The organism is Pseudoxanthomonas yeongjuensis, assembly GCF_010093345.1.
Classification (GTDB): Bacteria; Pseudomonadota; Gammaproteobacteria; order Xanthomonadales; family Xanthomonadaceae; genus Pseudoxanthomonas_A; species Pseudoxanthomonas_A yeongjuensis.
Map to the genome: position 1 here is coordinate 58,780 of NZ_PDWT01000011.1, position 15,252 is coordinate 74,031.

Sequence of the window (15,252 nt, forward strand, 5' to 3'; positions counted from 1 at the left end):
TTCCATGCCCGCAATGATTCGTATCGCCCTCGGCGCAATGCTGTTTCTGGCCTCTGCGGCACCCGGATGGGCCACTGCGGCCAAGCCGAAGTCCGATGGCGTCCTGACCGCGGTGATGGCCGGCGAATTCGCTCTCCAGGCCGGTCAGTTGCCCGACGCTTCGCGCTGGTACCTGCAGGCTGCCCGGGCCAGCGACGACGCCGGACTGGCCGAGCGCGCCACCCGTATCGCGCTGCTGGCCAATGACGATGCCCAGGCCACCCAGGCACTGAAACTGTGGCGCCAGCGCGCCCCGCAATCGCTGGCCATGCGTGCCGCCGAGGCGGCGCTGGCCTTGCGCAAGAGCGATGCGCGCGCCGCGAGGCGCGAGCTGGGAGCCCTGCTGCAGGACAAGGACGAGATGGGCTGGCGTTATGCCCTGACCGTGCTGGGCAGTGGTGGTCGCGACCCGAAACTGTCGGCGCGACTGCTGGGTGAATTCGTCGACGCGGGCGCCATTCCCGGCAACCTGCAGGCCTGGCTCGCGTTCGGCGGCCTGGCCCAGTCGCTGGACGAGCCCGCGCTGGCCGAGCGCATCGCCGGCGAGGCGGTCGAACGTTTCCCGGCCGAGCCGCGGGTGGCCCTGTTGCGTGCCAGCCAGCTGCGCAAGGCCGGTCACACGGAAGAGGCGCGGAAGATACTGGGCGGTCTTTCCGATTCGGCTTTGCTATCGCCCATGCTGAGGTTGCCGATCGCCGCCGAATACGACGCGCTGGGCGACCAGGTCATGGCCTCGGCCACGCTTGCGCGCGGCCCGCAGGACAACCAGACCTACGGCCTGCGCGCTTCGCTGCTGGCCAAGGCCGAGGACAACACGGCGCTCGGCTCGCTGTACGAAGAATTGCGCCAGGACGCCAGCAACCCCGATCCCGAGCGTCGCCTGTTGCTGGGCCAGATCGCCCAGTTCCTCAAGCGCCCGCAGGAGGCGCTGGAGTGGTATCGCGGCGTTCCCGGCGGCGAACAGCGCACCGAAGCGCGTCTGCGCATCGCCAACGTGCTGTTCGAGCTCGGCAAGAAGGACGAGGCCTTCGACCAGGTGCATGAACTGCAAGGCGACGCCAGCGCCGACGACGATGCGCGGCGCGCGGCCTACCTGCTGGAGGCGGAACTGAAACAGAAGAACGACGACGATGCCGGCGAACTGGACGTGCTGGCGCGCGGACTGGCCGCGTATCCCGACGACAACGCCCTGTTGTACGCACGCGGGCTGGCCTGGGAGCGACGCGATCGCATCGACCGGGCCGAGGCCGACCTGCGCAAGATCCTGGTCACCGATCCCGAAAACGTCGCCGCGTTGAATGCCCTGGGCTACACCCTGGCCGACCGCACCACGCGTTACCAGGAGGCGCTGGAACTGATCGATCGTGCCCGCGCCGCCGAGCCGGACGAGGCGGCGATCATCGACAGCTACGGCTGGGTGCTGTATCGGCTCGGCCGCAACGCCGAGGCGCTGGTGGAACTGCGCCGCGCCTTCATCCTGCAGAAGGATCCCGAGATCGCCGCGCATATCGCCGAGGTGCTGTGGGTGACCGGCAAGCAGGACGAGGCGCGCAAGTTCTTCGAAGAAGCGCGCAAGCTGGATCCGAAGAATCGCTCGCTGCAGCGCGCGCTGGAGAAGACCGGCGCATGATTGGTTTTTTCCGTCCGCTCGCCCTGTCCTTGTCCTTGCTGCTGCTGGGCGCTTGCGCCACCCGCACCGTGCGCGAAACGCCGCCGCTCGACCAGCAGGGCATCGAGACCGCCGAACGCGCGCAGGCCGCTCGTGCCGTCTGGCTGGAGGGGCAGCGGCAATGGTCGTTCGAAGGCCGTGTGGCGATCAACAATGCAGGCAAGGGCGGCAATGGCAAGATCGAATGGCGGCAGGACGGCCACGGCTATGTGGTCTCGCTGATCGCTCCCGTCACCCGCCAGAGCTGGCGCCTGATCGGCGACACCCATTCCGGAGCGGGCCAGCTGGAAGGTCTGCAGGGCGGTCCGCGCGAAGGCGAGGATGCCGAGGCCCTGCTGCTGGAGGCTACCGGATGGGACATCCCGGTCAACGCGCTGGCGCAATGGGTGCGCGGGCTTCCGGCGGAAGGTTTCCCGCTGCAGGACAGGTCGTATTCCGGGGAAGGGCGACTGCAAACCGTCGAACAGGCCGGTTGGCGCATCGAGTACCCGCTCTGGTTCCCGACCGAAGGTCCGCAGCCCTCGTTGCCGCGCCGGATCGAAGCGCAACGGGGCAAGGCCTCGGTGCGGTTGATCGTGGACCGCTGGGATTTTTCCGCGCAATGAGCGTGCCGGACGAAGTGGATGGCTGGTCACTCTGGCCGGCGCCGGCCAAGCTGAACCTGTGCCTGCAGATCACCGGCCGGCGGGACGATGGCTACCACCAGCTGCAGACCGTGTTCCGGCTGCTGGACTGGGGCGATTCCCTCAAGCTGAGGATTCGCGGGGATGGCTTGATCGTCCGCCATGGCGAATCCGCCAAAGGCGTGGCCGAAGCAGAGGATCTCGCCGTTCGAGCCGCCAGATTGCTGCAATCGGAAGCCAAAATCGGCAAAGGTGCGGATATCTTCCTGGAAAAACGTATTCCGGCGGGGGGTGGTTTCGGCGGCGGCTCTTCGGATGCGGCGACCGTGCTGGTCGCATTGAACCTGCTCTGGGGCCTGGATTTTGACCTGGAGCGCCTGGCTGGGCTGGGTTTGCGGCTTGGTGCCGATGTCCCGATCTTCGTCCGTGGCGACAACGCCTGGGCCGAGGGGGTGGGCGAGGTACTGACCCCGATCCGGCTGCCGCACGCCTGTTATGTACTGGCCGATCCGGGAATTCACGTCCCCACGGCGGAGTTGTTCCAAGCCCCTGATTTGACGCGCAATGCTGCACCCGCGAAAATAGCCGACTTCGTTTCGGGAAATCTGCTCGGTAATGCGTTCGAGCCGGTCCTGCGTCGTCGTGAACCGGCCATCGAGGCCGTGTTCGCGGCGCTTTCGCGGATCGGCACGCCACGCCTCACCGGGTCCGGCAGCGGTTGTTTCGTCGAGTTCAGCGATCGCGCCTCCGCCGAGGCCGCGCTCGCGGAACTGCCGGAAGGATTGCATGCATGGATCGCGGCGGGCGCGGATCGCTCGCCGTTGCATGTTTCCCTGGCGAAGAGACTCTGAAAAACCACTGGGGCGTCGCCAAGAGGCCTAAGGCACCGGGTTTTGATCCCGGCATTTCGTAGGTTCGAATCCTACCGCCCCAGCCAGCAAGACAGTTTCAACGACAGTTCCACACGACTTAATCGGTTCTACGCGCGAAGCCGTGCACTTGCACGCGCTTTCCAGACTTCAACGCACTTCTCCCGGATCGACGACATGCAAGACGAACGCAACCTGCTTGTCTTTTCCGGCAACGCCAACCAGCCGTTGGCCGCCAGCATCTGCCGCGAGCTCGGCATCCGCCAGGGCAAGGCGCTGGTGTCGCGCTTCTCCGATGGCGAAGTGCAGGTGGAGATCGAGGAAAACGTGCGCAAGCAGGAAGTGTTCGTGATCCAGTCGACCTGCGCGCCCAGCGCGGAGAACCTGGTGGAGCTGCTGGTGCTGGTGGACGCGCTGAAGCGCGCCTCGGCGGCCAGCGTCACCGCGGTGGTGCCGTATTTCGGTTATGCGCGCCAGGATCGCCGCCCGCGTTCGTCGCGGGTTCCGATCACGGCCAAGGTGGCGGCGCAGATGTTCAGTTCGGTCCACACCGACCGGGTGCTGACCGTGGACCTGCATGCCGACCAGATCCAGGGCTTCTTCGACATGCCGGTCGACAATGTGTACGCGTCGCCGTTGCTGCTCGCCGATATCTGGCGCGCCTACGGCACGGAAAACCTGATCGTGGTGTCGCCCGACGTCGGCGGCGTGGTCCGCGCGCGGGCCGTGGCTAAGCGCCTGGACGATGCCGACCTGGCGATCATCGACAAGCGCCGCCCGCGGGCCAATGTATCCACGGTGATGAACATCATCGGCGATGTGCAGGGCAAGACCTGCGTGCTGGTCGACGACATCGTCGACACCGCCGGCACCTTGTGCGCCGCCGCCGCCGCGCTGAAGGCGCAGGGCGCGCTGAAAGTGGCCGCGTACTGCACCCACCCGGTGCTTTCGGGGCCGGCGGTGGACAACATCAACGCGTCGGAACTCGACGAGGTGGTGGTCACCGACACCATCCCGCTGTCGGCCGCCGCGCGCGGCTGCAGCAAGATCCGCCAGCTCAGCGTGGCCGAGCTGCTGGCGGAAACGATTCGCCGCATCGCGTTCGGCGAGTCGGTGAGTTCGCTCTATGTGGATTAAGCGGTAGAGAGTCAAGAGTGAAGTCGGCGGCGTTGCCGCCTGGAAATGGGAAAACAGGTTTTTCTTTCCCATTCGCAGCCCGCGCAGCGGGCGACTTCACCATTCGCAGTTTTCCAACAGCTCATCTGGTCGCGGATGAGCTATCCAAACCGCCGCGAGGCGGTTCATTCAACCGAAGGTAGTAGAAAAATGGCAATCACACATGAAATCAAGGTGCAGCGCCGCGAAGACGAGGGTAAGGGTGCGAGCCGCCGCCTGCGTCACGCCGGTACCGTGCCGGCCATCGTTTACGGTGGCGAACTCAAGCCGGTCAGCATCCAGCTGAACCACAACGAGGTCTGGGTCGCCAGCCAGAACGACTGGTTCTATGCGTCGATCCTCGACCTGAGCCTCAATGGCGACGTGCAGAAGGTGCTGCTGCGTGACCTGCAGCGTCATCCCTTCAAGCAGCAGATCATGCACATGGACTTCCAGCGCGTGAACGAGAACGAGGCCCTGCACGTGTCGGTGCCGCTGCGCTTCCTCAACGAAGACAAGTCGCCTGCGGGCAAGTCCGCCGAAGTGGTGGTCACGCACGAACTGAAGGACGTGAACATCGCCTGCCTGCCCAAGGACCTGCCGGAATTCATCGAGGTCGACCTGGGTGCACTGAGCGTCGGCGACATCATCTACCTGTCCGACCTGAAGCTGCCGGCCGGGGTCGAGATCCCGAGCCTGAAGCTGGGCAAGGACCATGACGACGCGGTGGTCATCGCCAAGCACGGCAAGGAAGAGGCGGAGGAAGCCGTCGAAGGCGCCGAAACCGCTGAAGTCCCGGCGGCCAAGGCGGCCGCCAAGAAGGACGAGCCGAAGAAGTAATCGCCACACGCTGCGCCCGCACCTGCGGGCGCAGCGGCGATCGCCGCAATGGCAGGACTCCGTCTCATCGTCGGGCTGGGCAATCCCGGGCCCGAACACGCGCGGACCCGGCACAACGCCGGGTTCCGCTTCGTCGATACGCTCGCGGAAAAGGAAGGCGTGCGCTTCGGCCTGGAAAGCAAGCTGTTCGGCGAGACCGCGAAGATCCACGTCGGTGGCGAATCGATCTGGTTGTTGAAGCCTTCCACCTACATGAACCTCAGCGGCAAGTCGGTCACCGCCGCATTGCGTTATTGGAAGATCGCGCCGGAAGAGGCGCTGCTGGCGCACGACGAACTCGATCTTCCCCCCGGTACCGCGCGGATCAAGTTCGATGGCGGCCATGGCGGCCAGAACGGATTGCGCGACACCATGCAGTTGCTGGGCCACGGCAAGTTCCATCGCCTGCGCATCGGCATCGGCCATCCGGGGCACAAGGACAAGGTCACCAGCTGGGTGCTGGGCAAGCCGGGCAAGGACGACGAAATACTGATCGGACGTGCGATCGACGATGCGGTCGAGGTGTTGCCGCTGCTCGTCGCGGGCAACTTCATGGACGCGATGACGAAGTTGCATACGGCGAAAGAGTGAAGTCGGCAGCGTGCGCTGCCTGTAAAGAGTCAATGGTAAAGAACGGCAGCGATGCTTTTCTTTACCCTTTACTCTTCACCATTGGCGGCTCCAACCCATGGGCATCAAATGCGGCATCGTCGGCCTGCCGAACGTCGGCAAGTCGACCCTTTTCAATGCGTTGACCAAGGCGGGAATCGCCGCGGCCAACTTCCCGTTCTGCACCATCGAGCCGAACGTCGGCGTGGTGCCGGTGCCGGACCTGCGCCTGAACCAGCTGGCCGAAATCGTGAAGCCGCAGAGGGTGCTGCCGACCGCGGTCGAGTTCGTCGATATCGCCGGCCTGGTCGCCGGCGCGGCCAGCGGCGAAGGCCTGGGCAACAAGTTCCTGGCCCACATCCGCGAAGTGGATGCGATCACCCACGTGGTCCGCTGCTTCGAGAACGACGACGTCATCCACGTCAACAACAAGGTCGATCCGCTGTCCGACATCGACACCATCGACACGGAACTGGCGCTGGCCGACCTGGACAGCGTGGAGAAGGCGTTGAACCGCGCCGAGCGTTCGGCCAAGCAGGGCGAGAAGGACGCGATCGCGCGCAAGCCGGTACTGGCCAAGCTGCTCGCCGCGCTCAACGACGGCAAGCCGGGCCGCACCGCGGGCCTGGACGAGGAGGAGCTGGCGCTGGTGCGCGACATGTTCCTGCTCACGCTCAAGCCGGTGCTGTACATCGCCAACGTCACCGAAGACGGTTTCGAGAACAACCCGCACCTGGATGCGGTGCGCAAGCGCGCCGCGGCCGAAGGCGCCGAAGTGGTGCCGGTGTCGGCGGCGATCGAGGAAGAGCTTTCGCAGATGGACGACGCCGACCGCGACACCTTCCTCGCCGACATGGGCCTGGACGAGCCCGGTCTGAACCGGGTGATCCGCGCCGCCTACAAGCTGCTCGGGCTGCAGACCTATTTCACCGCCGGGGTGAAGGAAGTGCGCGCGTGGACGGTCAAGGCGGGCTCCACCGCGCCGCAGGCCGCGGGCGTGATCCATACCGATTTCGAGAAGGGCTTCATCCGCGCCGAGACCATCTCCTTCGCCGACTTCATCCAGTACAAGGGCGAAACCGGGGCCAAGGAAGCAGGCCGCCTGCGCCTGGAAGGCAAGGAATACCGGGTGCAGGAAGGCGATGTGCTGCATTTCCGCTTCAACGTTTGACGTTGAGGCAGGAACGAGTGGAGAGGAACGAGAAACGAGTGGGGCGAAGTGAAGTGTGATGGGTCCCAGTAAGCCTAGTGAAAAAGTACTCGTTCCTCGTTCCTCGTTCCTCGTTTCTCGTTTCTCGTTCCTCGTTCCTCGTTTCTCGTTTCTCAGAAGAAAAAACCCGCCAATCGGCGGGTTTCTTCGTCCTGCTCCATGTCGGCGGCGATCCGCTTACAGCCCCTCGCCACCCAGCTTCCAGGTGATCTGCATGTAGTAGCTGCGGCCCGTGCTGTCGAACCATGAAGTGTCGTAGTAGGGATAGTTCGCCCAGGTCGCGTCCCTTGGCGGCATCTTGTCCAGCAGGTTGTTGACGGTCAGCGCCACGCGCAGGTGATCGTTGATGTCGTAGCGGGCGCCGGCATTGAAGCGCCAGGTGGCCTGCGTCCACGCGTCGTTGTCCCAGTTGGCGACACGGCCGACGTAGGTGCCGAACAGGCTGGCGCCCCAGGCATTCCGGTCCCAGCTCAGGCCCAGGTTGCCCTTGGTCCGCGGCAGGGTGGTGGCGGCGAAGCTGACGTCCAGCATGTCCTCGGTCGGATCGCCCGGATACTTCTGGCGGGTGTGCTCGTGGGCCCAGTTGTAGTTGGCGTTGAAGGTGAACCTGCCGGCAGTGGCGGTTTGCAGGCGATAGTTGGCGGTCACGTCGATGCCCGACGTTTCTTCCTTGGCGATGTTGATGGGAGCGAAGTGGACGCTGGTGATGGTGCCGTCCGCGTCGCGTATGACCCGGGCGATCGCATCGATGCAGGTCGGCGAATTCGCGTCGACCGGATCGCCGTCGTTGGTGACGCCAAGCCGGCAATTGGCTTCGTCGACGCGCAGCTGCTCCAGGCTCTGGGACTGCACCTGGTTGGACACGCTGATCTTGTAGTAGTCCATCGCCAGGTCGAAATTGGCGGTCGGCGACCAGACGAAGCCCGCGGTGAACGATTTGCTGGTTTCCACGTCCAGTTCCATGTTGCCGTTGTAGACGTCGAACGTGCTGACGTCCCAGGTGCCGTCGTCATAGCATTCGTCGTCGGTAAAGCCGGGTTCGTCGGTACGGCACTGGTAGTAATCGGTCGAGAGCGAGCGGTAGAAATCCTCGCCCGCGAACAGGTAGTGCATGTCCGGCGCGCGGAAGCCGGTGCCGTAGGAACCGCGCACCAGCAGCGTATCGACCGGACGCCATTCCAGGCCTGCGCTGTAAGTGAATTTGCCCGGGTCCTTGTTGCCGTAGCTGTAACGGTCGTAGCGGCCCGCCAGACTGGCTTGCAGGGAGGGCAGCAGCGGCACTCGCAACTCGCCCGCCGCGCTCCAGCGGTCGCGGCTGCCATTGCCATCGCCGTAGCGCGGGCCGTAGTAGGCGTCGGCGGTCAGGGCGAGGGGATCGGGGTTGATGCGGTAGGACTGTTCGCCGTATTCGATCGTGCCGGCGAAGCCGACGTTGCCGGCAGGCATCGAGAACAGGTCGGGGGTATCGAAGGTGAAACTGAGATTGTCGTTCTTCGCTTCCGGGTGCCAGACGGACATCACGCCGAAGGTGGCGAACTCCGCAGGCGTCAGCGGCGTGAACAGGCGCGTCGGATCGGGGTTGAAGATCGCGTAGCCATCGGCGTCGTAGCCGAGCTGTTCGCCCAGGAAGAAGCGGTTGGCGACATCGGCCTTGATGCGCGGCATCTTCACGTCGGCCTTGTACTGGGAATGGTTGTAGGCCGCTTCCCAGCTCCAGTCCGTGCCGAACGTGCCGCTGAAGCCGGTGGTCACCGCCAGCGTCTTCTGTACGGTGGTGTTCATGCGGTTTTCCAGTCCGCCCACTTCCTCGGGTGCGAACTGCCGCGACCAGATTTCGTAATGGCCGGTACCGGCGTTGTAGAAGATCTTGTCGCTGTTGTCGGTGGAGTCCGGATCGTGGAATTCCCAGGCCATGTGGTCGCTGGTCACGTCGTTGCCGTTGGTGCCGGTGAGCAGCTTGACGGTCTGGCGTCCGAGCTGGACATCGGCGAACCAGGACAGGGCATCTGAAAAGCGGTATTCGAACGAGCCGTAGAGGTTGGCGCCCTTGCGTTCGTTCTGGATCGTGCGATAGGCGATGGCGCGCTCGCTGCCGCAATACGGCTCGCCGAACCTGTCGTCCGCCAGCACGGTGGTGCCTTCGTTCAGCCCCGACAACGCCGCGCAACCGTCGGCCGGCGCGATATTGACGTCATCGTCCCAGTCGTAGAGCTGGGCCGTGAGCCGGGGCAGCCGGCGCCGCGAAGTGGGGGCGTCGAGGGTGGAGTCCTGGATGCTGCGATCGAAGCCCCACAGCGGGCGCTTGTCCAGCAGTTCCACGCCGACGATGCCGCTGAAGTTGTCCCGTTCGAAGCCGGTGGTCAGCGACAGGCGGTGCGATTCGCCACCGCCCTGCTCGGTATCGCCGTAGCGGTAATCGATGATGGTGCCGTCGGTGGATTTCTTGAGGATGAAGTTGATCACGCCGGCCATGGCATCGGAGCCGTAAACGGCCGAGGCGCTGCCGGTCAGCACTTCGACGCGGTCGATCATCCCCAGCGGAATGTTGCCGATATCGGTGAAGTTGCTGCGGGCGTTCAGCGGCAGCGGGAAGTCGGCGATGCGGCGACCGTTGATGAGCACCAGGGTGTGGTTGGGGCCCAGGCCACGCAGGTCGACCGCCTGGGCGCCCGGGGTGGACTGCGCGTTGGTGGTGTTCTGCTGGCCATAGACGCTGCCGCTGTTCTGGCTGAGCGAGCGCAGCAGGTCGGGGACGGAGGTGAGGCCCGCGGCCTGGATCTGCTCGGCGGTGATCAGCGTGATCGGCGCGGGACCTTCGAGCTGCGCGCGGGGAATGCGCGAACCGGTGACCTGGATGGTTTCGAGCTCCTGCACCGCCGCCGGCGCTTCCTCGGGTGCGGCGGGCGCCTGCTGGGCCATGGAGACCTGGCGCACAGGCCGTGGCTTGGCCGGCGCGGTGCGCTTGACGATGACCATGGCGCCGGAAGCATCGCGCTGGGCCACGAACTGGCTTCCCTGCAGCAATTTGCCGAGGGCTTCCTGCGCCGATTGCGCGCCCTGCACGCCTTGCGTGCGCAGACCGCTGAGTTGATCGGTGCGGTAGACGAACTGCGCGCCCGATTGCCTGGCCAGCGCATCCAGCGCCGAGACAAGATCCCCGGGGGGAATGTTGATCGGCGCCGCCTCCGCGGTTTGCGCATAGGTGGCGAGGGAGACTGAACAGGCGAGGCTCAACAGCAGGACACGGAACGGACGTTGCATTGCTTTCCCCAGTGGCGCATGGGACTGCGCCGATCGTTAGACATGGACGAACGAACCCGACAAATCCCCCCCATCGGCATTCGCCGCGAACCGGCAAGCGGGAACGACGGGCTTATCGGCTATGCAGGACGATGCGGTCCGGCTGCTGCTCGGCACGGACCGGGAAGCCCTGTTCCAGCAGGCGCACGAACGTCTCGGTATTGGACCAGCGGAAATTCCCGCCTACGCGCAAGGCGGCGACCTCGGCGTCGCCCATGACGATCTTGCGGGCGTTGTAGCGGTTGAATTCGACGGCCGCGTCGGCCAACGTGCTGTCGCGGAAGGTCAGGTAGCCGCCGCGCCAGTCGACCTGGCGCTCGGCGTCCTCGATCGTTCCGCTGCGCACCAGCACGCCGCTGGCGCTGGCCAGCGCCATGCTCCCGGCCGGGAGCAGGGTCGGGTGCGGGGGGGCGGCATGGCCGCGCGATCCGGGTTGCAGCCGGACCGTGCCTTCGGTGACCACCACGCGAAGATCGGCGCTGTCGCGGCGCACCGCGAAACGGGTGCCGACCGCGACCACCTGCCGTTCCCCTGCGACCACCACGAAGGGACGCCCCGGATCCTTGCTGACTTCGAAATAGGCCTCGCCCCGCAGCAGGTCGATATGCCGCTCGCCGTGGGAAAGGGCGATCCGAATCCTGCTGTCGCTGCTGAGAGTGGCATGCGAGCCATCGGACAGGACCACGGTCCGCACATCGCCCATCGGAGTGGAATAGTCGGCCTGTTCGACCGCGGTGTACTGCGTCCAGCCCCAGCCCAGCGACACGGCCAGCACGAGGCTGGCCGCAATGCCGATATAGCGGGGAAGGCGTGCAGGCCGCCGGGTCGTACGCGGGGCGAACACCAGGTGGCGCAAATCCATCGAATCCTTACCAGGGCGGACCGGCTGGCCGGAATCATTGCCGGTCGCCACGACGACCGGCCCCTGCGTGTCGGCATGTTTGTCGAATGGAGCGCACGACCATTGGCCACGCGCTGGAAGCGCTCCTGCCACGATGCCGGCGCCCAGCGCCTTCAATCGCCCGCTGTGCGCCCAGGCCGCTTCCAGTCTCAGGAGCGCCACCCGGTGGGCGATGGATTCCGCCAGCCACGCATCCAGGAGCGCCTGATCCCGCTCCTGCCAGTCGCCGCCATCGCGCCTGGCCAGCCAGGCCGCCGCGGTTTGTTCAATCTGTTTGCTGCTGGCCATGTCCGTGTCCATGTTCGTTTTCGGCCGGCGCTGCCTTGGACGGCATTTCCGCATCGTCGCCGCCATAGAAGTACCCGGCCATCAGGCGCATGCCCTTGGCGATGTGCTTCTCCACGGTTTTCTCGCTGATGCCCAGGCGCATGGCCACTTCCTTTTGTGAGAGTTCTTCGACCCGCCGCAGCCAGACCACTTCCCGGCATCGGTCGGGCAGCAGGTCGAAGGCTTCGGCCAGTCGCTTGAGGATCTGTCGCCCCCCGAACCAGCGCTCGGGAGTGATCTCATCTACCAAGACGTTCAGCGACTCGAAATCACCCACTGCCTCGATCGAGACCACCCGGCTGCGGCGCACGCGGTCGGCCATCAGGTGCCGCGCCGTGGCGAACAGGAACGACTTGGGCGTGGTCGGCAGCGCCTTCCCGGCCGCTTCGTAGACGCGCACGTAGATTTCCTGGCGCAGGTCGTGCAATTCGTCGCGTTGCGGCCAGCAGCGGCGCAGGTAATAGGTCAACGCCTGCTCGTGGATCAGGATTTCGCTGGCGAACCAGGCGTCGAGTGATTCGTTCATGCGCGGACATTAACCCAATTGGCCGCGGCAGGCGGGCAGGGTGGCGACAGGGGGAAATCGCGCTCCCGTTCGTCACCATCCAGCATCTGCTCCGAGGACGTTAGATGACCAGCACCCCGCAATCCTCCCTTCGACGCTCCGGCAACGCCGGCCGTGCCTGCTCCTGGCTATGCGCGGCGGCATTGGCGGTTTTCAGCCTGCAGGCCGCGTACGCATCGGCGCGAACCGCCGCGGACGCTTCGCAACGCGAGGGTTACCACTATTACGAAGTGGGCGATCTGGATGCGCCGCGACCGGCCGCGACCCAGCCCGGACTGATGCTGGTCGGCGGCGGCGACTGGCCGTACGACGCGTTCCGCTGGATGATCGAGAAGGCCGGGCATGGCCGCATCGTGATCCTGCGCGCCTCCGGGGCGAACGAAGCCCAGGACGAATTCTTCAAGGACCTGGGCGGCATCACCGCGGCGCAGACCCTGGTCTTCGAGGACCGGCGCGCCGCCAGCGACCCGCGGGTGCTGGAGATCGTGCGCAAGGCCGACGGCATCTTCATCGCCGGTGGCGACCAATCCAACTATGTGAATTACTGGAAGGGCACTCCGCTCAACGAGGCGCTGAACCAGCATGTGCGCGACGGCAAGCCGTTGGGCGGCACCAGCGCCGGGCTGGCCATCATGGGCGCCTACAGCTATGGCGCCATGGATGGGGGCAGCCTGCTCTCCGCAGACGCCCTGAAGGATCCGATGGGGCCGGCCGTGACCCTGGTGGACGACTTCCTCCAGCTTCCGTTGTTGCCAGCCGGCCAGGTCATCACCGACAGCCATTTCGGCAAGCGCGAACGGCTCGGCCGCCTCATCGCCTTTGTCGCGCGGATCGCCAAGGAGCAGTCCAATGCGGAAATCAAGGGTATCGGCGTGGACGAGTACACCGCGCTGTGCATAGACGGCGAGGGCGTGGGCAGGGTGTTCACCGGCAATGGCGGTAGCGCCTGGCTGGTGGTCCCGCAGGCCTTGCTGGACAAGGCACAAGGCGACCCGCAGGGATATGGCGAATTCATGAAAGGGCGCCTGCAAAAAGGGCAATTCCTTGATTTTCCTGGCTTCACGGTAACCGGCATTGGTGCCGGGAGTCGTCTGTCCCTGCCCGGCTTCACCGTCGAACATCCTTCTTTCCAGCTCGCCGCCGACGTTATCCGCGGGCGGCTGGTGGTGCGCCCGTTAGACTGAATGCCATTCCAGGCTCAATCGCCTACCCATCGAGACACGGAAATCCCCATGAAGAAACTGCATCTCTGCGCCGCGGTCCTGCTCTCCCTCGCCGTCCCCACCCTGCAGGCCGCCACGCCCGGCGACAGCGTGCTGCTGATCCATGGCGGCGCGGGCGTGGTCCGCAGCGAGATGACTCCGGCCGACGAGGTCGCGGTCCGGGCGGTGCTGGAACTGGCCCTGCGCAAGGGCCACGAGCAACTCGCGGCCGGCAAACCGGCCCTGGACGCGGTGACCGCGGCGATCACCGTGCTCGAGGACGACCCGCATTTCAACGCCGGCAAGGGGGCTGTATTCACCCATGACGGCCGCAACGAGCTGGATTCCTCGCTGATGGATGGCGCTACCCTCAAGGCCGGCGCGGTGGCGGGGGTGCATACGGTCAAGAATCCGGTCCTGCTGGCACGCGCGGTGATGGAAAAGTCCGAGCACGTGATGATGGTCGGGGACGGGGCGGAGATATTCGCGAAAGAGCAGGGCATCGAGCAGGTCGATCCTGCGTATTTCCGTACCGAAAAGCGCTGGCAGCAGTTGCAGCAGGCACTGAAGGAAGAGGCGGCCGGCCAGGCCCATGCCGACCTGGAGACCGCCAAGCACTTCGGCACGGTCGGGGCGGTGGCCCTGGACCGGCAGGGCCATCTGGCCGCCGGCACCTCCACCGGCGGCATGACCAACAAGCGCTACGGCCGGGTCGGCGACTCGCCGATCATCGGCGCCGGCACCTATGCCAACGCCGATTGCGCGGTCTCCGGGACCGGCTGGGGCGAGTTCTACATCCGCGCCGCCGCCGCTCACGACATCTGCGCGCGCATGGCCTACCTGAAGGAAACCCCGCAGCAGGCCGGCGAAGCCGTGATCAACCAGATCATTCCCAAGCTGGGCGGGGATGGCGGGGCCATCGTGCTGGGCGCCGACGGCTCGCTGGCGACCCCGTTCAACACCGAAGGCATGTATCGCGGCTGGATCGGCTCTGACGGCGTGCCCCATGTGGCCTTGTATTCGGACGAGAAGCTGCCATCTCATCCCCCGGCTGGCGCCAAGCCCTAAGCATCAACGTGGGAGCGGCGTCCCGCCGCAAGCCCTTGGCTTTCTGGATTTTGCTGCAAGAGCTCGCGGCGGGACGCCGCTCCTATGCCGCTGCCTCGCTATTTCCGCAGCAGGGCCGACAAGCGGATCCGTCTGGGCCTGCCTGAACGGAAGTGGCCCCGAAGCGCTGCTGGGCCCTCCTCAGGATCGCTTATCCGCAGATCGGAGTGAATGTTCGGTTGACAGTGCCCGGACTACAGGCCAAAATCTCCGGCTGTTTCACTCCGGTTTGATTTGGCCGGCTGGGCTTTATTGAATCTACGCAATCCGGAGGGATACCCAAGCGGCCAACGGGGGCAGACTGTAAATCTGCTGGCTTACGCCTTCGGTGGTTCGAATCCACCTCCCTCCACCAGTTCCATGTGTCACTGCGGTTGTCATGGCAAGTTCCCCCGGCGCGGGAGTAGTTCAATGGTAGAACCTCAGTTTTCCAAACTGATTACGAGGGTTCGATTCCCTTCTCCCGCTCCACCGAACGCAACGCGCCACGGCAACATCGCAGGGTTTCAAGTTTCAACGCTCACGTAGCTCAGTCGGTAGAGCACCTCCTTGGTAAGGAGGAGGTCGAAGGTTCGATTCCTTTCGTGAGCACCATCCACAGCTCCACGCAACATGCTTCTGCGCAACATGCTCCAAACCACTATCCATCAACGATCTACTCGAGAATAAGCAGCCATGGCAAAGGGTAAATTCGAACGCACCAAGCCGCACGTGAACGTGGGCACGATTGGTCACGTGGACCACGGCAAGACGACGCTGACGGCGGCGCTGACGAAGATCGGTGCCGAGCGCTTTGG

13 protein-coding genes and 4 tRNA genes are annotated in these 15,252 nt (G+C 65.2%); 14 read left to right on the forward strand and 3 right to left on the reverse strand.

The window, feature by feature from the left end:
- The first annotated feature begins 4 nt into the window (after positions 1 to 4).
- The 8 genes from CSC74_RS16890 (at position 5) to ychF (ending at position 7,014) form a co-directional block, all read left to right on the forward strand.
- Positions 5 to 1,669 carry a tetratricopeptide repeat protein gene (locus CSC74_RS16890; protein WP_162315672.1) on the forward strand — a complete coding sequence of 555 codons (1,665 nt, stop codon included), beginning with the start codon at positions 5 to 7 and terminating at the stop codon, positions 1,667 to 1,669.
- On the forward strand, positions 1,666 to 2,313 hold the full coding sequence (gene lolB, locus CSC74_RS16895; protein ID WP_162315673.1) for a lipoprotein insertase outer membrane protein LolB: 648 nt from the start codon (positions 1,666 to 1,668) through the stop codon (positions 2,311 to 2,313). Before CSC74_RS16890 ends, lolB begins: the two co-directional genes overlap by 4 nt.
- On the forward strand, positions 2,310 to 3,182 hold the full coding sequence (gene ispE, locus CSC74_RS16900; RefSeq protein ID WP_162315674.1) for a 4-(cytidine 5'-diphospho)-2-C-methyl-D-erythritol kinase: 873 nt from the start codon (positions 2,310 to 2,312) through the stop codon (positions 3,180 to 3,182). Before lolB ends, ispE begins: the two co-directional genes overlap by 4 nt.
- A gap of 8 nt (positions 3,183 to 3,190) precedes the next feature.
- A tRNA-Gln gene (locus CSC74_RS16905) sits at positions 3,191 to 3,268 on the forward strand.
- Positions 3,269 to 3,377: 109 nt separating this feature from the next.
- A complete protein-coding gene (locus tag CSC74_RS16910; protein ID WP_162315675.1) occupies positions 3,378 to 4,337 on the forward strand; it encodes a ribose-phosphate diphosphokinase in 960 nt (319 codons plus the stop codon).
- Between the two features lie 189 nt (positions 4,338 to 4,526).
- Positions 4,527 to 5,195: a 50S ribosomal protein L25/general stress protein Ctc gene (locus CSC74_RS16915; RefSeq protein WP_162315676.1), complete on the forward strand. Its 669-nt coding sequence runs from the start codon at positions 4,527 to 4,529 to the stop codon at positions 5,193 to 5,195.
- Between the two features lie 48 nt (positions 5,196 to 5,243).
- Complete coding sequence (pth, locus tag CSC74_RS16920; protein ID WP_162315677.1) at positions 5,244 to 5,825, forward strand: aminoacyl-tRNA hydrolase; 582 nt, start codon at positions 5,244 to 5,246, stop codon at positions 5,823 to 5,825.
- A 97-nt stretch (positions 5,826 to 5,922) separates the two neighbouring features.
- The gene (gene ychF / locus CSC74_RS16925; RefSeq protein WP_162315678.1) at positions 5,923 to 7,014 is read left to right on the forward strand and encodes a redox-regulated ATPase YchF; all 1,092 of its coding nucleotides are present in this window, start codon (positions 5,923 to 5,925) and stop codon (positions 7,012 to 7,014) included.
- A gap of 216 nt (positions 7,015 to 7,230) precedes the next feature.
- Here the strand turns inward: ychF and CSC74_RS16930 are convergent, their stop codons facing one another.
- The 3 genes from CSC74_RS16930 to CSC74_RS16940 form a co-directional block, all read right to left on the reverse strand.
- Positions 7,231 to 10,314: a TonB-dependent receptor gene (locus tag CSC74_RS16930; RefSeq protein WP_162315679.1), complete on the reverse strand. Its 3,084-nt coding sequence runs from the start codon at positions 10,312 to 10,314 to the stop codon at positions 7,231 to 7,233.
- 112 nt (positions 10,315 to 10,426) lie between these two features.
- Entirely contained in the window at positions 10,427 to 11,542 is a 1,116-nt protein-coding gene (locus CSC74_RS16935) for a FecR family protein (protein ID WP_162315680.1), read from the reverse strand.
- The gene (locus CSC74_RS16940; protein WP_162315681.1) at positions 11,520 to 12,107 is read right to left on the reverse strand and encodes an RNA polymerase sigma factor; all 588 of its coding nucleotides are present in this window, start codon (positions 12,105 to 12,107) and stop codon (positions 11,520 to 11,522) included. Before CSC74_RS16940 ends, CSC74_RS16935 begins: the two co-directional genes overlap by 23 nt.
- A 104-nt stretch (positions 12,108 to 12,211) precedes the next feature.
- Between CSC74_RS16940 and CSC74_RS16945 the strand changes: the two genes are divergently transcribed.
- From CSC74_RS16945 to CSC74_RS16970, 6 genes are all read left to right on the forward strand, one after another.
- Complete coding sequence (locus CSC74_RS16945) at positions 12,212 to 13,330, forward strand: cyanophycinase (RefSeq protein WP_162315682.1); 1,119 nt, start codon at positions 12,212 to 12,214, stop codon at positions 13,328 to 13,330.
- 48 nt (positions 13,331 to 13,378) lie between these two features.
- Entirely contained in the window at positions 13,379 to 14,416 is a 1,038-nt protein-coding gene (locus CSC74_RS16950; protein ID WP_162315683.1) for an isoaspartyl peptidase/L-asparaginase family protein, read from the forward strand.
- 308 nt (positions 14,417 to 14,724) lie between these two features.
- A tRNA-Tyr gene (locus tag CSC74_RS16955) sits at positions 14,725 to 14,810 on the forward strand.
- A 42-nt stretch (positions 14,811 to 14,852) separates the two neighbouring features.
- Positions 14,853 to 14,926, forward strand: a tRNA-Gly gene (locus CSC74_RS16960).
- Between the two features lie 47 nt (positions 14,927 to 14,973).
- Positions 14,974 to 15,049: transfer RNA gene (locus CSC74_RS16965), tRNA-Thr, on the forward strand.
- Positions 15,050 to 15,130: 81 nt separating this feature from the next.
- Positions 15,131 to 15,252, forward strand: a 122-nt coding sequence (locus CSC74_RS16970) for a GTP-binding protein (protein ID WP_233348216.1), incomplete at its 3' end; no start/stop codon positions are given.